The sequence below is a fragment of the Dyella sp. genome, from assembly GCF_035277725.1.
Classification (GTDB): Bacteria; Pseudomonadota; Gammaproteobacteria; order Xanthomonadales; family Rhodanobacteraceae; genus Dyella_B.
Genome location: NZ_DATEJY010000014.1, coordinates 1 through 20871, shown reverse-complemented (window position 1 = coordinate 20871; position 20871 = coordinate 1). Strand labels below are relative to the sequence as shown.

The 20871-nt window shown below is 62.4% G+C and carries 11 protein-coding genes; 2 read left to right on the top strand and 9 right to left on the bottom strand.

Annotated features, from left to right (window positions below; translation table 11 throughout):
* The 8 genes from VJR68_RS00865 to glgA all read right to left on the bottom strand — a co-directional run.
* Positions 1–1779: ATP-binding protein (locus VJR68_RS00865; protein ID WP_324145656.1), on the bottom strand; the 1779-nt coding region annotated here is incomplete at its 3' end.
* Between the two features lie 517 nt (positions 1780–2296).
* Positions 2297–4441 carry a glycogen debranching protein GlgX gene (gene glgX / locus VJR68_RS00860; protein WP_324145655.1) on the bottom strand — a complete coding sequence of 715 codons (2145 nt, stop codon included), beginning with the start codon at positions 4439–4441 and terminating at the stop codon, positions 2297–2299.
* Positions 4442–4616: 175 nt separating this feature from the next.
* Positions 4617–4805, bottom strand: a complete 189-nt coding sequence (locus VJR68_RS00855) for a DUF2934 domain-containing protein (RefSeq protein WP_324145654.1) — start codon at positions 4803–4805, stop codon at positions 4617–4619.
* 8 nt (positions 4806–4813) lie between these two features.
* Positions 4814–7507: a malto-oligosyltrehalose synthase gene (gene treY / locus VJR68_RS00850; RefSeq protein WP_324145653.1), complete on the bottom strand. Its 2694-nt coding sequence runs from the start codon at positions 7505–7507 to the stop codon at positions 4814–4816.
* Positions 7504–9654: a 4-alpha-glucanotransferase gene (malQ, locus tag VJR68_RS00845; RefSeq protein ID WP_324145652.1), complete on the bottom strand. Its 2151-nt coding sequence runs from the start codon at positions 9652–9654 to the stop codon at positions 7504–7506. Before malQ ends, treY begins: the two co-directional genes overlap by 4 nt.
* On the bottom strand, positions 9635–11446 hold the full coding sequence (gene treZ, locus VJR68_RS00840; RefSeq protein WP_324145651.1) for a malto-oligosyltrehalose trehalohydrolase: 1812 nt from the start codon (positions 11444–11446) through the stop codon (positions 9635–9637). Before treZ ends, malQ begins: the two co-directional genes overlap by 20 nt.
* Before the next feature lie 270 nt (positions 11447–11716).
* Positions 11717–13924: a 1,4-alpha-glucan branching protein GlgB gene (glgB, locus tag VJR68_RS00835; RefSeq protein WP_324145650.1), complete on the bottom strand. Its 2208-nt coding sequence runs from the start codon at positions 13922–13924 to the stop codon at positions 11717–11719.
* Between the two features lie 120 nt (positions 13925–14044).
* The gene (gene glgA / locus VJR68_RS00830) at positions 14045–15646 is read right to left on the bottom strand and encodes a glycogen synthase GlgA (protein ID WP_324145649.1); all 1602 of its coding nucleotides are present in this window, start codon (positions 15644–15646) and stop codon (positions 14045–14047) included.
* Positions 15647–16009: 363 nt separating this feature from the next.
* Here glgA and VJR68_RS00825 point away from each other — a divergent pair, with 363 nt between their 5' ends.
* Both VJR68_RS00825 and VJR68_RS00820 read left to right on the top strand, forming a co-directional pair.
* Positions 16010–18484 (top strand): mechanosensitive ion channel family protein, encoded by a 2475-nt coding sequence (locus VJR68_RS00825; RefSeq protein ID WP_324145648.1) that lies wholly within the window; start codon positions 16010–16012, stop codon positions 18482–18484.
* A gap of 69 nt (positions 18485–18553) precedes the next feature.
* Entirely contained in the window at positions 18554–19414 is an 861-nt protein-coding gene (locus VJR68_RS00820) for an alpha/beta hydrolase (RefSeq protein ID WP_324145647.1), read from the top strand.
* 170 nt (positions 19415–19584) lie between these two features.
* Here VJR68_RS00820 and VJR68_RS00815 read toward each other — a convergent pair.
* Positions 19585–20871: amino acid deaminase (locus tag VJR68_RS00815; RefSeq protein ID WP_324145646.1), on the bottom strand; the 1287-nt coding region annotated here is incomplete at its 5' end.

Genomic DNA, 20871 nt, shown 5'->3' with positions numbered 1-20871 from the left:
GCGTTTTCGCGCCTGCGAGCAAAGTTCGTAGCCATCGACGACAGGCAGGTCGATATCCGACAACAGCAGATCCCACGGGGCGTTGCTGGCAAGCAGCGATAGCGCTTCGTTGCCGGACGCCGCTTCGGTGACGTCACTGCCCAGTTGCCGCAGGCGCGTGGCGACGGCACGGCGGATGGTGTCGTTGTCTTCCACCACCAGGATGCGAAAACCGTGCAGATCCGGCACCGGGCTTTCGCTGCGTAAGGGTGCCGCTTCCGCCGCGTTGGCGCTGTCGCAGGGCAAGTAAAGCAGCACGCAGGTGCCGCTGCCGGGAATGCTGCGGATATCCACGGCGCCGTGATATTGCTCCACGAAGTCGTAGACCATCGACAGGCCAAGGCCGGTGCCGTGCCCCTCCGGTTTGGTGGTGAAGAAGGGTTCGAAGGCGCGTTGCAGCACGTCGTCGCTCATGCCGGGGCCGTCGTCGGCCACGGCGATCTCGACGTACGTGGTATGCGCAGGCCCGAGTGCGATGCGTACGTCAGTGTCGTCTTGCGTGCACAACCTGCAACGTATCTGCACGTGGCCATGCCCGCTCATGGCATCGCGCGAGTTGACCGCCAGATTGACCAGCGCGCTTTCCAGTTGATCGCCATCGCACGCCAGCAGGGGAAGCTCGTCGGCATCCGCCACATCCAGCGTGATGTCGTCGCCGAGCGTGCGGCCGAGCAGCTCGCGCATGGATCGCAGCACTCTGGAAACGTTGATGAGATGGCTTGGGGAATTGTGCCGACGCAATAACGACAGCAGGCGTTGCGTCAGCCGGCCGGCATGCATGGCGGTATGCAGCGAGGCCAGCATGTGATGCCTGGCTTGCACCGTGCTGCCCTGGTCCAGGCTGACCGATCCGAGTTCCAGCGAACCGATGATGCCTTGCAAGGCGTTATTGAAATCGTGCGTGATGCCGCCAGTGAGGCGGCCGACGGCTTCGATTTTCTGTGCATGCACCAGTTGGCCACGAGCCTCGCGCAGACGGGTTTCCATCAACACCTGTTGCGTACAATCGTGAATGAGCGCGGCGAAGCCGATCAGCGAGCCGTCGCTTTCGTGAATCGCCTGAACCTCGACTTCGGCTGGAAAGCGCGAGCCGTTGGCATGCATCAGCTCGCATTCGACTTTGACGGGATTTTCCGATGCGGCCGACTGCAACAGCTGGGTGGAAAGTGTCGGTTCCCCAGGCGCATCCGAAAAAAAGGTGGAGAAGGGGCAGCCGACAATGTCGTCGATCGCAAATCCCGTCAAGCGCCGTGCGCCGAGATTCCAGTCGAGCACGATGCCTTGCCTGTCCAGCATGCAGATCGCGTGCTCCGGCGTGCCCTGCATGAACAGGCGCAGGCGGCGCTCGCATTCGCGCAGGCGATCGTGGGTGAGGCGATTCAAATGCAGGTCGCGCAGAACCATGGCAAAGCCGTGGGCGTGCTCTTGATGTCCTTTCAGCACATGTACGGATATTTCCAGGCGGGTACGCCGGTTGTGCTTGCCGGGTATCCATGCTTCAACCCGTCCCGGCTCGCCGGCGAGGTCTGCCTTCAGCGCCAGGTCGAGCAGATCGGCGCCGAACACGGCTGGGTGGATGCTGGAGTAATGCTTGCCGAGCAGATCGCGCGCCTGCTGGTCGCCGAACAGCAAATGGGGTTGGTGGCAGGCGATGATGTGGCCGCCAAGATCCAGAATAAGAAGGGTGAGATCGGTCTGCGGGGAGCTGAGCAGCGCGTGGTTCGAGTCGACGTTTTCCATAATGGGCTCTAGAACATGACGCGATTACGACAATTAATGCAGCGTCATCCTGTTCTCACCAGACACTGCGCCTTTGCTTTGCGTCAGCGGGTGACACCCATGTTTGCACATGACCGGCAGTCGAATTTTTTCCCTCGACAACGCACGACGTCCGGTGGCGCATGCACGCCATGTCAACGCGTCAGCATCCAAGCGCAACGGTCATGCCCTAAGTCTTGTCGTAAAACTACGCCTCGACAACGACAGCATCCTGCTGCCACAAGCCCCTTACCGTTGGGTTCATTTAAGATGATGGGCATGGCGTGATGAAGCCGTGAATGCTATGCATTTAATGGCACTCGGGTGACGTTTTTTTGACGGTTTTGCATTGGAATAAATATTCGCAAGGATTTTCCCCGTAAAGCGATTATTTATGAAATAAGCGCGAAATAATTTCGTAGGCTGGGATGAAATCCCAGCTTTCATGGGCATGGCGATGCTGGGGTTCGCACCCCAGCCTACGGCGGCAGCTTGTGGTTTAGGGGGACTTCATCGCTCTGGCACGATATAGCGCCAATGACCGCGCTGCGAGCGTGACCTGATCATCTCGGATGGCTGGTGGCTCGTTCGCGGTGCTCAGCAACAAGCGCCATTCCAGCTTGCTGGCGTTGTCGGGCAGCACGAAATTGACGTCCTCAAAGTGGCCGTTGACCAGCAGCAACAGCGTGGTGTCGACGCCCGGACGTTTGATACCGGTTGGTTTGGCGCGTCCATCCAGCAACATCGCCAGGCAGCGTTCGCCGGGGTTGTGCCATTGCGCTTCGGTGAATTCGCGTCCGTCGTGCGTCAACCAGGTGACATCGCGAATGCCGGATTCCTCATCGATCAATCCCTGCAGAAAACGGCTGCGGCGCAGTAGCGGATAATCGCGTCGCAGGCGGGTGAGCCGCCGTACGAAATCGGTCAGCGCGCGTTGGTCGCCGGCGGCGGGCCAGTCGAGCCAGGTAACGTTGTTGTCCTGGCAGTAGGCGTTGTTGTTGCCGCCTTGCGTGCGCGCGAATTCGTCGCCGGCAAGCAGCATCGGCGTACCTTGCGAGAGCAACAAGGTGGCCAGCATGTTGCGCATCTGCCGTTGACGCAGGGCGCGAATGTCGGCGTTGTCGGTGTAGCCCTCTTCGCCGTGGTTCCAGCTCAGGTTGTTGTCGGTGCCGTCGTGATTGTTTTCGCGGTTGGCTTCGTTGTGTTTGTTGTTGTAACTGACCAGGTCGTTGAGCGTGAAGCCGTCGTGCGCAGTGACGAAGTTGATCGATGCGTTTGGCCGTCTGCCGCGCTGGTCGAACAGGTCGGCCGAGCCGGTAAGGCGTGTGGCGAAGTCGGGCAACCAGCCTTCGTCGCCACGCCAGAACGCACGCACGGCGTCGCGGAAGCGATCGTTCCACTCCGCCCAGCCGGGCAGGAACTTGCCGACCTGGTAACCGCCCGGACCGATGTCCCATGGCTCGGCAATCAATTTGACGCGGCCGAGGATGGGATCTTGCCGGCAGGCATCGAGAAAGCCGCCGCCCTGATCGAAACCGTGCGACTCGCGCCCCAGGATGGTGGCCAGATCAAAGCGGAAACCGTCCACGCGCATGTCGGTGGCCCAGTAGCGCAGGGAATCCATGACCATTTGCAGTACGCGCGGATGGCTGAGATTGAGCGTGTTGCCGGTGCCGGTGTCGTTGATGTAGTAGCGGCGCTCGTCGGCAAGCCGGTAATAGGTGGCGTTGTCGATGCCGCGCAGCGACAGCGTGGGGCCCAAGTGATTGCCTTCGGCAGTGTGGTTGTAGACCACGTCGAGGATCACTTCCAGCCCCGCATCGTGCAGATGCGCCACCATCTCCTTGAACTCCGCCACGGTGGAGCTGGCCATGTAGCGCGGATGCGGCGCGAAAAAGCCGATGGTGTTGTAGCCCCAGTAATTGCGCAAACCCTTGTCGAGCAGATGCTTGTCGTCGACGAAGGCGTGGATCGGCATCAACTCCACCGACGTCACGCCCAGCGAGCGGATGTAGTCCACCACCGGCTGATGCGCAAAGCCGGCGAACGTACCACGCAATGATTCCGGAACTTGCGGATGCAGCATGGTGTAGCCGTGCACGTGCGCTTCATAGATGACCGCGCGATCCCACGGCACGCCGGTCCAATAATGATTGCCCCAGGTGAAGGCCGGATCGATCACGCGCGACTTGGGCATGTACGGCGCGCTGTCGCGCTCGTCGAAGCTGAGGTCGCCATCGGCATGGCCGATGGTGTAGCCGAACAAGGCGTCGTGCCAGGTCAGTTCGCCGATGATCTGCTTGGCGCAGGGGTCGAGCAGCAGCTTGTTCGGATTGAAGCGGTGACCGGCTTCCGGTTCGTACGGGCCGTGCACGCGATAACCGTAGAGTTGACCAGGACGCGGATCCGGCAGATAGCCGTGCCAGATTTCGTCGGTGTATTCGGGCAGCGTCACGCGTTCGGTTTCGTTGCCCTGCTCGTCGAACAGGCAAAGCTCCACCTTGGTAGCGTTGGCGGAAAACAGCGCAAAGTTCACGCCGAGTCCGTCCCAGGTGGCGCCGAGCGGGAAGGGTAATCCTTCGCGCAGGCTGTGGCTGTGGGAGGTCGTTCCCGTGACCTGGCGCGGTGGATTATTTTTTTTCATGGCGTCCATCGATGTGCCACCCGTAGTGCCTGACGGAAAACCATCAACATGTGGCGTGGTGCTTGATACACCGTCGCCCCGGCGACTTGTAGATCGCGGAAAGTCACCAGGCCCCGACGCGCGCCAGGGGGACGAATGAGGAATGCTGCATATCTCGCCATGTCGTGTTGACGCATCATTTCTGCGTTTTCTTCTTCCCATTCTCGCGCTGCGACGCATGCCGCTCCTCGGCCTGCACCAGCTTTTCGGCCATCAGCCAATGGCGCGTTTCCTGGCCGACCGGACGCCCTTCCGATTCCCAGATGCTGTGGGCGATCTCACTGATGCGCGCATGCCGTTCGGTGGGGGAGCGTGGAGTATTCACAGGTAGGGTTACGACATCAGCACGGCGACAGGCCAGTCGGAAAAGAGGGTTTGCACGAGCAGTCCCTGCGGATCGCCCTGGTGCGTTCGATGAGTAAATAAATCAGTGAAGGTGCAGGCGCCGTCATGGGCCGGAAACGCGACGGCCGTGTCGCCCCAGAAATCCTTGTCCACCATGGGGCGGTCGTCATTCACCATGCCATCGGCGCACAGCCGCGGCACGGCCACCAGCAACAGGTGATTTTCATGCCGGCGCAGGAACGCGACCACGTGATTGCGGCGCCAGCCGGTGATTTGCAGCGGCTCGTAAGTGGCGCGCAGGAACATTTCCGGCCGGCGGCGGCGAGCGCGCAGCAGGCGATGGATGAGCTGCTGCTTGATCACGCCGTTGCGATATTCCGCCAACAACTGGTCCGGCAGCAGATTGCCATCGAAACTGGCGCGGCGCGCATCATAGTCGACAGGGCGGCGATTGTCGGGATCGACCAGTGACTGATCCCAATACTCGGTGCCTTGATACAGATCGGGAACACCGGGCGCGGTCAGGCGCAATGCGGTCGCGGCAAGGCCATTCAATGCGCCCGCTGCATCGAGGCTGTGCGCAGCGGCATGGATCTCATGGCGCAGGCGTTCGTAGCGCGGCGCAAGCAGCAGGTCGTGCACCGTGGTCTTGCAGGCTTCTTCGTAGACCGGGTTGGGCGTGGTCCAGCGCGTGTGCAATTTGGCTTCGCGCTCGGCTTTCAGCAGCCATCGCTCGACGCGTTCGGCAAAGCTGCGCAAGCCGTTTTCATCATCGGCGCGCAGATCCAGCGGCCACGCACCCAGCAAGGTTTGCAACAGCATCCACAACGCGCCTGGTGAGGCGCGGTTGGGGCCTTCCAGTTCGAGCAGCCAGCGGCTGGCCTGGTCCACGAACCAGTGCGCGCGTTCGCTCAGCACGGCAAGCCGCGCTCGCACGTCTTCGCCGCGCTTGTGATCGTGCGTGGCGGTGGCGAGCAGCGAGCGCGGCCAGGCGTCGATGCGCTGCTGCATGATGGCGTGAAAGCGCGGTGCATCGATCGCCGCGATGCGCGGATCGCTGCCGACCTCGTTGCGCGAGAGCAGGGCGCCATGGCGGTAGAACGCCGTATCTTCCACGGCCTTGGCGTTCAAGGTCGTGGAAAGCTGTTCGAACAGGCGTCGCGCCATCTGCAGATGGCGGCGCTCGGACAGTGTGTTCAACCAGCGCGCCTTGGTTTCCAGCAGGTATTGGCGCAGATAGGCGCGATGCGTGATGAGGTCGGCATCGCCGTCCTTCATCGTGCGCTCGAACACATGCTCCAGCGTGTGGCGGTCTTCGTCGCTGATGGTCCCGGTGCCGAGGTAAGTGCGATAGACCGGCATGTGTTCCAGCAGTTCGCCCAGTGCGCGTTGCAATGCCCACGAGGTGATGTCGCCGGATTCCGGCGTATCCAGCACGTAGCGGCCGAGGGCACGGACACAGCGGGCAAGATCGGTGGCGAGATAGCTGTCCAGCATCTGGCGGCGCGCCGTGCGCTCTTCATCGCCGAAGTGTCTGGAGCGACCGCTCACCGTTTCCCACGCACGCGCCAGTTCCGCATGGCCATGGTTGTCGTGCAGCAAGGCACCTACCTGGTTCATGAAGTCATAACCGGTGGTGCCGTCCACCGGCCATTCGTCGCGCAGGGTTTCATCGTGCGCGAGGATTTTTTCCACGTGCAAGGTGATGCGGCGTACCGGTTGGCGCGGATCGGTGCGCGCGGCGCGGTCGGCACGCAAGCGCAGTTTGCGCAGGTAATCGCGTGGCTGGGCCAGTCCATCGACGTGATCGATGCGAAGGCCGTCGATCATGCCTTCGCGAATCAGGCGCAAAGGCAGGGCGTGCACGGCATCGAACACGTCTTCGCGTTCCGTGGCCAGTGCCACCAAAGAATCGATGTCGAAGAAGCGCCGGTAATTGATCACCTGGCTGCCGCTGCGCCACCACGCCAGCCGGTAATGCTGCAGGTCGAGGAAGCGGCGCATCAGCGTTGCGTCGTCGTGCAGCTGCTTGATGGCGCGGTCGATGTGCGCGTGCAGGCTTTCGTTCTGCATCGCCAGCCGCACCGCATCGACGGCGTCGCTGGCGGTCTTGAAGCGCGGCAACACCTGGCCGGAGAGATCGAACAACAGCCGCAGGCTTGGTTCGGAAATAGGCAGTTTCACGCCCGGCACGCTCAGCGCCAACGTGGTGCCGCCCACGTGCCGTTCCACTTGCAATTCGCCGCGCGCAAGCGCCTGCTCCAGCGGCACGGCGAGGATCGGCAACCACAATTTGCCGTTCGTATGCGGCGCGTGCCAATCGATGTCGAAGTAATGCGCGTAGCGGCTGGCGCGGCCCATCGCCAGCACGTCGTTCCACCATGGATTGGCGACGTCGGCCGCCATGTGGTTGGGCACGATGTCCAGGATCGCCCCCATGCCGTGCGTGTGCAGCGTCTGGATAAGGCGGGCGAGCGCGGGTTCGCCGCCAAGCTCCGGATTGACGATCATCGGGTTGATCACGTCGTAGCCGTGCATGGAACCGGGCCGCGCCATGGCGATCGGCGAGAGATAGACGTGACTCAAGCCCAGCGCCGCGAAATAGGGCACTTGCTCGGCCGCCGCGAGAAAGTCGAACGCGTGGTTGAGTTGCAGGCGTACCGTGGCGCGCAGTTCGTTCATGCGGGCAGCGCCTGCTTCATGTGCGCGTCGATGGTTGTCAGCACGGGTTGCAACAGGTCGATGGTGTTCTCCGGCATGCGGTGTTGCCAGTTGGGATGGCTGTCGATGGTGCCGGGCAAATTAGGTTGTTCCTTGCGGGCGAGGGCGTCTTCGAGTGGGATGAGGATCAACGGGGATGGGGTTTGGGCAAGAAAGTCGAAATAGATGCCCGCATCTCGCTGGGATCCACTTTGCACCTCACCGTCATCCCGGCGAAGGCCGAAATCCAGTCCCAATGAGCGTCCGTGGGACACAACCTCGCTTTTGCGTGCTTCGCACGATGTATTTGAACTGGATTGCGGCCTTCGCCGGAATGGCGATACGAAGGTGTCGAGCGCATGGTCGAGACGTGCCGCGTCCTCCTCGCGTCCCTGCATGCGTTCAAGCAATGCTTCGCCGCTCCATCCATGCGCCTTTGCCATCTCACTCAAATCCATGCCTACCCGCCAGCCTGCCAAGGGCGGCAGATCATGTGTCGTCGTCATCGCCACAGCGTTCTTCCGCCACAACGCCGGCGCCAGAAACTCGCCGTGTTCATCACGCGTAAACAACAACACGTCGATGCCCAGCACACCGCGCGCTGCAAGCATGTCGCGCAAGCCGGTGGGCACCGTGCCCAGATCTTCGCCAATCACAATGCAGCGATGCCGCCATGATTCCAGCGCGACAATACGCAGCAGATCCTGCAATGGCTGGCGGATGTAGCCGCCTTCGGCGGATGGCTCGCCTTGCCGCAATACCCACAGATGCTGCAAGCCGATGATATGGTCGATGCGAATGCCGCCACCGCGCGCCATGTTTGCGCGCAGCAGCTCGATGAAGGGACGAAAGCCGCTGGCCTGCAATCCCCATGGCGAGTAGGAGGTGATGCCCCAGCTCTGACCGTCAGGATTGAAGGCATCGGGCGGCGCGCCCAGTTCGAATCCATCCAAGACGTGGTCGCGCCAGGCCCACGCCTCGCTGCCGCCGCTTTCGAAGCCGACGGCAAGATCCCAGATCAGGCCGATGCGTTGTCCCGATTCGCGCGCGATCGCAACGGTTTTGTCCCAGCTGCGTGCAGCGAGCCATTGCAGAAAAATCTCCACGTCCACGTCGATGGCATGTGTGTCGGCAAAGTGGCGTGCTGTCGTCTCCTCGCGCCATTGTTCCCATTGCTGCCATGCCGTGGATTCCCCGTGCAACGCCGCTTCGGATTGACGTGCGGCCACCCATGCATGCCGGCGCAACGCATCGCCGCCTTGTGCGGTGAAGCGCGCCAGATCATCGCGCACCGCTTGCTGCGCGTGCGCGAGTTGCGCATGCAAGACACCGAACACAATGCGACGCAAAGCGTACGCTTCGGGCCAAGCGACCCGTTTGCCTTGCTGCGCGAGTTGCCAGGTAGACGCGACACCGCTTTGCCGGATCGCGTCTTCCAAAGCCGGCGCACCCAAGACTTGCGCAGCATCCGCATGCATCCAGTTGAGAAAGCCGCGATGCGAAGGCGAATACGGACTGGCATGCCCGTGGATCGGGCTCATCGCGTGCACTGGGCTGAGCGCCAAGGCATCGCCGCCGGCATGGCCGATGGCTTCGGCCAATTCCGCCACGGCCCGGCTATCGCCCAGGCCACCATCGCCGGCGTGGCGCAACCCGTAGACCTGTGCCGCCAAGCCCCAGGCGCGATGTTGTTCCAGGCCCAATGCATCGCTCACGTTGAAGCAACGCTGCGGCGCCACGGCGAGCATCAGTTGCTGCGATCCCATGCTCAGCTGGTAATACCCGGCTTGCAGCGGTGCGCGGCATTTGCCGTCGCCGGGCAGTTGGAGCGGTTGTTCCTTGCCTTCTTCGTCGGTAGCCGTTACCACGCGGCTGCCACGCGCAGCGGGTGGCAGGTCGAACACGCCATCAACGTCGGCAGTGATCAGCGCAGGCACGCGGTTGGCGCGTTCCTCGATCGATCTCAGGCTTGCCTGGCGGCTTGCTTCGTCATGCGAAGGCAACTGCATGGCTTCGAGCAGGCTATGCAACGTGTTGTCCGATAGCGATCGATCCTGTCCATAGGCATCTGTCCAATGAACGCCTATGCCTGCAGCACGCGCCAATGTTTCAAGCGAGCAGTCGTTCACCTTCCAATTCCCTCTCCGTGACGACAGCGGTGTGCGCCGCGAGCACGCCGCGATCGAGCGCATCCATCGCGTCTTGTGGTTCGATCCAAAGCACCTTGGTGGCCGAATCGCGCGGCAGCGATACGTCGCGGTCCGACAGGTTCAAGGCGATTTCCCAGCGATGCCCGTCGCTCAGGCGCCAGCGTGCGTACACCGCCTTGTCGCCGAGCACTTCGCAACCGAGCGCGCAGCAGTTGCCAAGGCGGTCGACCAGGTAGCGTTTGCGCAACTGCAGCAGGCCGGCAAACCAGCGCTTCCACTCCATCGCCAGCATGCTGTCTTCCACGCGTGGGATGGAAGCGGCATAGGTGTCCAGCGCATTCGGATCGGGAATCAACTCGCGCCGCTCCGGATCGGTGAAGCCGGAAAAATGCGCGAACTCCGCGCGCCGGCCTTCGCGCACTTTCTGCGCCAGCTCGCCGTCGTAATCGGTGAAGTAGTAGAACGGCGTGCGGCAACCCCATTCCTCGCCCATGAAGAACAAGGGAACCATCGGGCTGAGCGCCGCCAATACCGTGGCCGCGCGCAGATCCGCTTCGTTCGCCAGGCACGTCAGCCGTTCGCCCAGTGGGCGGTTGCCGATCTGGTCGTGGTTCTGCAAAAACAACACGAAGGCGGACGGCCGCAGATCCTGGCTGGGTTCGCCACGCGAGATGCCGCGGCGGTCGTGCTGGCCCTGGAAGATGAAACCCTCCGACAAGGCCTTGGCAAGGTCCTGCGTGGGGTGTTTGGCGAAGTCGCCGTAATAGCCTTCGTGCTCGCCGGTGAGCAGCACGTGCAACACGTTGTGAAGGTCGTCGTTCCACTGCGCGTTGTAGTCGCCCCGCAACAGGCTTGCGCTGTTGTGTTCGTTTTCCAGGATCAGCCACACCTCGCGTCCGCGCGGCAGGCAGGTGCGGCGGATGGCGGCGCCCAGTTCTTCCAGGAAGGCTTTCGGCTGGATGGCATGCACGGCATCCAGGCGCAGGCCGTCGATGCGGTATTCGTTGATCCACATCAGCGCGTTGTCGATGAAGTAGCGCGCCACCTGCGGGCGGCGAAAATCGATGGCCGCACCCCACGGCGTGTGCGTGTCGGCGTTGAAGAATTCCGGCGCGTAATGGGCCAGTTCGTTGCCGACCGGGCCGAAGTGGTTGTAGACCACGTCCAGGATCACCGCCAGGCCCAGCCGGTGCGCTTCGTCGACCAGCGCCTTGAACGAATCGATGCTGCCGTAGGAGGCATCCGGCGCATACGGCAGCACGCCGTCGTAGCCCCAGTTGCGATCGCCCTGAAACGAGTTGACCGGCATCAGCTCGATGGCGGTGTAGCCGCAGGCGGCCAGGCGCGGCAATGCCTGGGATACGTTCTCGAAGCCGCCCATCGCGCCCACGTGCACTTCGCAGATGGCGGCGTGATGCCATGGCATGCCGTTCCAGTCGTTGCACTTCCATACGTAGTCACGCGGATCGACCACCATGCTCGCGCCGAGCACGCCGCCGGGCTGCGCGCGCGATGCCGGATCGGGCACTTGCCGATCACCGACGCGATAGACGTAGCGCGTGTCCGGATCGACTTCGACCAACAAGGTGTGATTGCCGTCGGCATCGCGTTTCATCGGTAACGCCAGCTCGTCGATCACCAGTTCCACGCGTTCGGCGCTGGGCGCCCACAAGCGAAAGCGAGTGGTGCCGTCGTTGAGCACTTGCGCGCCGTACGTGCAGTTATGGCAGGACGTGGCGGGCGATTTATGGGTAATGGGATTGGCAGACATACGCATCGCACCGCTGTATCTGTTCGGGAGCCGCGGGGCTGGGAGGCAAATCCCCACATGGGCAAGTCTCCCATCACGCTGCACTGGGGTTTGCACCCTGAGGTGAGTCGTCACTCCGGCGAAGGCCCGAATCCAGTGAAGTAAGCGTCTGAAGGGCACAGCATTTTTTATGTTGGGTGCTAGGCACACGGTATTTGAACTGGATTCCGGCCTTCGCCGGAATGACAAGCAAAAGAACGTCACGGATACATCTGCCGTCGAATGTCACCGTCAGCTCCTTTCCGGTCGCAGAATCAACGTCGCCAAGGGCGGCAAGACCAGGTTCAACGCATGCGGCTGGCCGCGGCAGCCTTCGGAATCGGCATGGATCATGCCGCCGTTGCCCACGTTCGAGCCGCCGTAATGTGCGCTGTCGGTGTTGCACAGCTCACGCCACAGGCCGCCTTCGGGCACGCCAATGCGATAACCGCGGCGCACCTCCGGCGTGAAATTGCACACCGCCAGAATCGGCGGTACGCCTTCGCCACCGAAACGCAGATAGGCGTACACCGAGGCATGCGTGTCGTCGCCGACCACCCACTGGAAGCCGCCTGGTTCGTGGTCGCAGCGGTGCAAGGCCGGTTCGTGCACGAACACGCTGTTGAGATCCGCCACCAATTGCTGCACGCCGCGGTGCAGCGGGTCATCCAGCAGATGCCAATCGAGCGGACGGTCGTGATCCCATTCGCGTTCCTGCGCGAATTCGCCGCCCATGAACAGAAGCTTCTTACCCGGATGCGTCCACATGTAGCCGAAGTACGCGCGCAGGTTGGCGAACTTGCGCCAGCGATCGCCCGGCATGCGCGCGATCAGCGAACCCTTGCCGTGCACCACTTCATCATGCGATAGCGGCAGCAGGAATTTTTCCGACCACGCATACACCAGGCTGAAGGTGAGGTTGTGATGGTGATAGCGGCGATACAGCGGATCGCGCTTCATGTACTCCAGGCTGTCGTGCATCCAGCCCATGTTCCACTTATAGCTGAAGCCCAGGCCGCCGTCGTTGATGTGGCGCGTGACGCCTGGCCACGCGGTGGATTCCTCCGCAATCACCAGTACGCCGCTTTGTTCGCGTGCGACGGTTTGATTGAGCGCACGCACGAAGTCGATCGCTTCGAGGTTTTCGCGGCCGCCATGCTTGTTCGGAATCCACTCGCCTTCCGGACGGCTGTAGTCGCGATACAGCATGCTGGCGACGGCGTCCACGCGCAGGCCGTCCACATGGTAGTGGCGCATCCAGTGCACGGCGCTGCCGAGCAGATACTGGCGCACTTCGTGGCGGCCATAGTTGTAGATCAGCGTGTCCCAATCCTGATGCACGCCTTCGCGCGGATCGCTGTGTTCGTAAAGCTTGGTGCCATCGAAATCGCGCAAGCCATGTTCGTCGGAAGGGAAGTGCGCGCTGACCCAGTCGATGATCACGCCGATGCCGGCCACGTGACAGGAATCGACGAAGCGGGCGAACGCATCCGGACGGCCAAGCCGTGCCGTGGGCGCATACATGGCGATGGGCTGATAGCCCCATGAACCGCCGAACGGAAATTCGGTGATCGGCATCAATTCGATATGCGTAAAACCCTGCGCCTGCACGTAGGGAATCAAGCGCGTGGCCAGCGCATCCCAATCCAGCGGTTGGCCTGTTTCGTCCCACTGCCAGGAGCCGGCGTGCACTTCGTAGATGGAGATGGGTGTGCGCTCGTGATCCACCGACGCGCGATGCGCCATCCACGATGCATCGTGCCAGGTGATCGACAGTGGCGCGGCAACGACCGAGGCGGTTGCCGGCGGCAGTTCGGTCTGCCGCGCAAAGGGATCGGCTTTCAGTGGCAGCAAATGCCCGTTGCGGTCGAGCAATTCGAATTTATAGAGCGCACCGGCCTTGACGCCGGGCACGAAGATTTCCCACACGCCTTCGTGATCGTGCCGGCGCATCATGTGGCGCCGCCCGTCCCATTGATTGAAATCGCCGACCACGGAGACGCGTCGCGCATTCGGTGCCCACACCGAAAAATGCACGCCGCTCACCTCGTTGATGTGCACCACGTGCGCGCCGAGGATGTCGCCCGGATGGCTCAATTCACCGGCGTGGAAGGCGCGCAGCGTGCCTTCGGTCAGCAATGGGGCGAAGGCATAAGGATCGCCGAGCATTTCCTCGCCGGTCGGCCAATAGATGCGCAGGCGATAGTTTTCCGGCTCGTGCGGCAGCGTGGCGATGAACACACCTTCGCCTTGGCGCTGCGCTGGCCAGGTCTTGCTTTCGCCGAGCAATACGACTTCCACTGCGGCCGCGCCGTGCGCCACGGTGGCGACATGCCAGCCATCGCCATGCTGATGCGGACCCAGCCATTCAAACGGTGTGCCGCAGCGTCCCTTGTCCAAGGCTTGCAGCGCCTCGGCGGGAATGCATGCGGCAACGCGCGTTGCCTGGGCCACGGCCATGCCGTCGCCCGCCCTCACGCGGCGGCCTGCGCAGAACCGCTTCGGCATCGGCGCGCGATGCGCTCACGTGCCAACCCACAGGCCGGTTCTGCATGCATGCCGACGGTGGTGCTTGTCTGCTCAGGTGTGGGCATACGCATCCTCTTTGCGCACGGAGGGCGCGGGCTGCGCGGACGACACGCTGGCCTGATTCTTGTTGGGCAGCATGCGGCGATACAGCGCCGCGTATTGCCCGCCCGGAATATCCCAACCGTGTTTCTCCAGCATCGCCGCGCCGCGCATGGCATTGAGCAGCAGCGGTTCGGCGTAGATGCGGAACGCGCGTTGCAGGCAGCGGCGCAGTTCCGAGACAGTGGCATCGCGGAACAACAAGCCGGTGACGCCATCCTCGATGGTGTCGACCAGACCGCCCGTGGCATGCGCCAGCGGCAGGCAGCCGTAGGCCTGTGCATACATCTGGCTGAGCCCGCATGGTTCATAGCGCGATGGCATCAACAGGAAATCCGCGCCCGCGAACATGCGCCGCGCCAGGCCTTCCTCAAAGCCGATATGTGCCGCCACGCGCCCCGGAAAACGGCGCGGCAAGCGTGCAATGGTGCGTTCGATGGCGGGATCGCCACGGCCGATCAGCGCAAGCTGGCCGCCGGCGGCGATGATTTGCGGCGCGGCTTCGCAGATCAGGTCGACACCCTTCTGCTGCACCATGCGAGAGATCACCGCGAACAGCGGACCGTCCTGCTGGCGCAGCCCTAGTTCATCGCGCAGCTGCCGCGTATTCTCCTGGCGCTTGTCCCACTCGCCGATGGCGAAGGGCGACACCAGTGCTGCATCGCGATGCGGATCCCAGCTCGCGTCGATGCCGTTGACGATGCCGGTGAGGCGGCCGTCCAGCGATCGCCTGCGCAGCAGCGTATCAAGGCCGCAACCGCAGGCCGGCTCCGTGATTTGCTTGGCGTAGCACTCGCTGACGGTGGTGAGATATGTGGCCTTGGCGATGCCTTCATGCAGAAACGAGATGCGGCCGTGGCGATCGTGCTCGATGCGGCGGCGCGCCGACATGCCGATGTGCATCGCGGTCGAGGCCGGAAACACGCCCTGGTAGGCCAGGTTGTGAATGGTCAGCACTGTCGGCACGGCATCGCTCTCGCCATCCAGGTAATGTGCCGCGAGTGCGCACGGCCAGTCGTTCAGATGCAGCACATCCGGCTGCCAGCGCATGTGCACGTTGCGCAGCGCGATTTCGGCTGCCGCGCGCGACAGCGTGGCGAAGCGAATATCGTTGTCCGGCCATTCGTGTCCGCTGGCATCCGCGTAGGGCGAGCCTTCGCGCTCATACAGATCGGCATTGCGCAGCACCAGCACGGTCAAGCCATCGCTCAACTGCGCTTCGGCAATCTGGCAGGGCGGCAGCTTGTGATAGCTGCGGGTTTTGCCGATCGTCTTGAGGCTGTCGCCGAATACGGCAAGCACGCTCGGATAGCCCGGAATCAGCACCCGCACGTCGTGATGCTTGGATAAGGCGCGGGGCAGGGCCGCGGAAACATCGCCCAGCCCGCCCGCTTTCACAAAGTCCGTCATCTCGGTGGTGACGAACAACACGCGGGCGCTGCTGCGATCAGTGCGCGCATCGGCAGCAGGCAATTCGGGTTTGCGCCGCGTGCCGACTTCACGTTTCTGATGGCGATGTGAAGGATAAGTCCTGTGGGTTCTGGTAATAGTCATCCAATCATTCTCATAAAAAGTCTGCAAGGCGACGATTCGCCGATGATTGCAGTGGCTTATGCTTGAGGTTAGGGCGCAAGGGATCAAACTTCCGTACAGCTGGCGGTGTGGCAAAGTGAAGACGGTGAGACGAATGCCCGTAGACGTGCAGGCGAAAATTCGACTGTCGCGTGCGATATGAATGGGTGAACAACTTTTCTTGCACGCGACGTTTACAGCGTGCAGTGCACGGTGGGACGAGGTTGAGGCGCATAGGCAAGTGGCGATACGCACACCGCAGTGAATGAAGCACGCCTTCCCGTTCGTAGACATCCCCGAAAAGCCATCCGGACTCTTTTTATAAGTCTGTTCGCCACGATGTGCGTGGCGATCGCGCTGCCTCTCCACGCAGCCGAGCCGGCCTCCGCATCCATCAACGCCAATACGCCGTGCATTCAATCCGGCACGAACGGCACGCATGCGGCCAATCAAAATCAAGCAAGAAAAAGCTCGCCGGCGCCTGCGCCAAAGGCCGCGCCTGCAAGCGCAGCCGCCAAGCCTGCGGCCAAATCGATCGTGCCGCTCCAGGCCGATGGCCTGATTGCGCGCAGCTTGCGCCAGATCAGCCTATGGGCCGATGGCTTCACGCATCAACTCGATGACGCGCGGCGATCGCTGGCGGCGTTGTTCGTGATGTTCGTGCGCTCCGGCGGCCATATCGCCAACGAAGCGGATCGCGATCTGTTGTTGCAGACCGCCGGCACATTGGCGGGCGTATTCGCCGCGGCCGTGTTGTTCGAATGGCTGCTGCATTTCCTGTTGCGGCGACCCTTGCGCGCACTGGTCGCCAAGTCGAATGCGGTGGAGCAGCGCGATCGCACGCACGAGGCGCACGAGCAAGTCGCCGCGCGCCGCGAAGCCAGGTCCGCGCAGGTTTCGGAGGCGGCGAAGACCGAACAGGCCAAGACGGTGGCGGGCGTGCAACCGCCAGCAACGGATGTGGCACTTGTGCACACGCAGGAGCACGGTGTCGACAAGGTGGAACCCGTGCAGGTGGGCGAACAGAACTCGGCCAGCAGTCCATCGGCCGCCGATGCTGCTACCGCCAAACCACGCAAGCCGCCGGCCCATGCAAAACCGGCGCGCTACGTGAATACGCTGCATCACCTGCTGTTCGCCGCGGTTGCCTTGCTGATCAATCTGGTGCCGCTTGGCGTGTTCTTTGTGGTCGCCGGCCTGGTGCTGCGCGGCGTGGGCGGTGACGACGAGCGTGTGCACGACGTCGTCAGCAGTTTTATCGATGCGTACATCAGCGCGCGCATCACGATGGCGGTGCTGCGTCTGCTGGTGTCGCCGGAAGGGCCGGGCATGTGCGTGTTGCGCGTCAGCCACCAGACCACCAAAACGGTGCTGCTGTGGATGCGCTGCATTGTGTTTACCGCGGCCTTCGGCATGGCGCTGGGTGATGCGCTGGCGGGACTTGGCGGCGGCGAAGCGAGCCGGATGGCGTTCATCAAGCTGGTGTCGCTGTTCGTGCATATCGCGGCGGTGATCCTGATTTTGAAACTGCGCGGGCCGGTGGGGCGCGCGATCGCTGCCGCACCGAATGCCACCGGGCCGATTGCTGCCACGCGCAACTGGTTGTCGCACGCGTGGGTGTTGTTCGCGGTGGCGTTTGTGCTTGGCGTCTGGGTGGTGTGGGCGCTGGGGGTGGAAGACGGCTTTCCGAAACTCATTCATTTCATCGGCGTATCGGCCGGCATCCTGATAGTCGCGCGCGTCATCACCATTCTCGTGCAGGGCGCGCTCGGCCGCGCGTTTCGGTATCGCGACGGCAGCAGTGCCGCCGCCAGCGATGCGCGCAGCAGGCTTTCGCGGCGTTACTACCCGATCGTCAGCCGGCTGGTTTCTTTCTTCATTACGGTGTTCACCATCATTGCCTTGCTGCAATCGTGGGGCTTGGATGCGCTCGGATGGCTGGGGCACGGCGCGGTCGGGCGCAGTCTTACCTCGGCAGTGTTGACGATCCTGGTGGCAACGGTGATTGCGATCGCGGCATGGGAAGCGGCAAGCTTCAGCATCGAACGACGCATTACCGTGTGGACCGACCAGGGCGACCTGATGCGCGCGGCACGCTTGCGCACGTTGTTGCCGATGATGCGCACGGGCCTGCTTATCCTGGTCGTGCTGGTGGTGGGGCTCACTGCGCTGAACGAGATCGGCATCAACACCACGCCACTGTTGGCCAGTGCGAGCATCGTCGGCGTCGCGCTGGGTTTCGGTTCGCAAAAACTGGTGCAGGATTTCATCACCGGCATTTTCCTGTTGATGGAAAACGCCATGCAGGTGGGTGACTGGGTGACCGTGGCCGGTGTTTCCGGCACGGTGGAATACCTGTCCGTGCGCACGGTGCGGCTGCGCGGGGGCGATGGATCGCTGTACACCATTCCTTTCAGTTCCGTTACCACGGTGAACAACACCAACCGCGGCATCGGCAATGCCTCGATGGCCGTCAGCATTGCCTACGGCAACGACATCGATAGCGCGATGGAGGCATTGACCAGGATCGGCAGGGAACTGCGCAGCGATCCGGCATTCCGCGATTTGATTCTCAAGGACCTGGAAATATGGGGTGTCGATGCGATGGACGGCTCGAAAGTGACCATCGTCGGGCAGATGCAGTGTCTCGACAAAGGACGCTGGGGCGTGCAGCGCGAACTCAACCGGCGCATCACGCAACGCTTTCGCGAGGCGGGCATCGAGATGGCCAATCCGCACACCAGCTATCTGCTTCACCCGCAGGATACAAAACCGTCGCCAGCGCCTCCACCGAGTGAACCCACTGCGCAGGAATCGTAGAAAAACGGTGTGCGGCGACGCCTTCTTCATCGCCGCAACGTTAATTTCACCGGAAGACAGGAGAAACCCATGAGCATGCTACAGGTCGAAACGGATAGTCTGGGTCGCCCGATCGAGCTGTACTACGAAGACATCGGCTACGGACCGCCCGTGGTGCTGCTGCATGGCTATCCCTTCGATCATTCGATGTGGGAAGAGCAGGTATTTGCATTGGCCAGCGGCGGCTGTCGCGTGATTACGTATGATCGCCGCGGCTTCGGCAAATCGTCCAAGCCCGCCGACGGCTACAACTTCAACCGCTTCGCCGACGACCTCAAGGCGGTGCTGGAAACACTCGACTTGCACGACGTGACCTTGGTGGGTTTTTCGGTCGGAGCGGGCGAAGTGGTGCGCTACATGAGCCGCAACCTCGGCCAGCGCATCACGCGTTTCGCCCTGGTCAGCGCGGTGACGCCCAGCATGATCAAGAGCAAGGACAATCCCGATGGCGCCGACGAGGCCAGGTTCGACGACATCTGCACGCGCATCCGCGCTGACCGCTTTGCCTACCTCGATCAATACGTCGACCAGATATTGGGCGGCTCCGGCGTCAGCCGCGTGATGGTCGATTGGGTGAAATCGCTCGCCGAACCCGCGTCGCGCATCGCCATGATCGGTTGCGTGCGGGCGTTCGCCGATACGGAATTCATCGGCGACATGGGTGCCGCCATCAACTTGCCATCGCTGGTGATTCACGGTACCGAGGATCGCGTTGCGCCGTTTGCCTCGAACGGAAAGCGCACCGCGGATATGCTGCCGGGGAGTGTCCTGCGTGCGTATGAAGGGGCGGGACATGGTTTATTTGCGACACATGGCGCGATGCTGAGCGAGGATTTGCTGGGCCTGGTGCGTACGCCGCCGTCGCAGACTTTGCCGCCAGCGGTGTTTTGATTCACGCGCAGACCCATGTAGGCTGGGATGAAATCCCAGCTTTCGCCATGCCAAAACATGCTGGGATTCCATCCCAGCCTACGTGCCCCAACGGTCATCATTTCCGCTTTCGCGGGAATGACGGCCTTGAGGCAGGAATGTGTTTCATGGCGACCCATGTGTCGCGCTCATCAGAAAAACGTCTGCACCACATCCACGACGTTGTACGCATCATCAATGACCGGAATCTGCCGCCATTTGTCGAACGTAAGGCAAGGATGCGAGATATCGAACGCAATCATGTCGCCGATGCGGATGTCGTCGCCGGTGGCGATATCCATGTATGCGTGCTGGTCCATCATGCCGGTGATTTCCCAGTGCTTTGGTGCGGGCGAGGGCGCGCTTTGGCCGGGACGAAAATGGGTTGCCGGCAAAGGCATTCCCGCATCGAACGCGGCATCGCGTTTTCCCAGCGCCACGATGGCGCGCCCCGGTTCCGGCAGGGACTGCACATAAGCCCACACCTGCAAGGCCGGCAGCAGGCTTGCACGCATGGTGTGCGCGACCGGGTTGCGCATTTCGATCTGGGCCTGGGCCGTGCGATAAGCGCCCACGTCGTGCGTGAGATAGCAGCCAGGACGTAGCACGATATCCAGCGGCGCGCCGATATCGGCCTTGGCAAATTCTTCGGCAACCACGTCATACCAGGCCGAGCCTGCGCCGCTGAGCACGGCGGGTGAACGCTCGATGCGGCCAGCATCAGCCAGGTCACGCACTGCCGCCACCGCACGTTTCAACAATGCACGAATGGCTGTTTCATCCTTCAACACGCCTTCGTAAACTTCCACGCCTGCCAGTTTCACCACGTGTCTGGCCTGAGTCAGCGCATCAAGTAGTGCTTGCCGTTGCGCTTCATGGCGCACGCCGGTACGTCCGCCGTCGGCGCCCAGTTCGATCAATACCTGGATCGACCGGCCTGCTGCGCTGAAATGTGCCGCAAGCTGTTCGACCTGATCAGGTGCATCGACCAGGCAGAAAAATTCAAACGCAGGATCGGCCAGCAGCTCGGCGATGATTGCCATGTTGCGCCGGCCGATCAGCTGATTGGCCATCAGCACGCGCCGCACGCCGTGCGCATACGCTGCGCGGGTTTGATGCGCCGTGGCCAGCGTGATGCCCCAAGCGCCCGCGGCAAGCTGCTGTGCAAACAAACGCGGCGCCATGGTGGTCTTGCCGTGCGGCGCGAGCTTGGCGCCGTATTCACTGGCAAAACGCTGCATCCATGCCAGGTTGTGCGCCAGCCGCGATTGCGACAGCACGGCAGTGGGAAGGCTCAGGTCTTCCTGCAACAGGTTCCAGCCATATGCGGCAATCGCCTCCGGCGGACACGGTACTTCCAATGCGCCCAGCCCTTTGTCGAGCGGATCTACGACAGATGTGCGTGCGCCGGCTTGGTAGTTTTTGTCGTGCATGGGAAT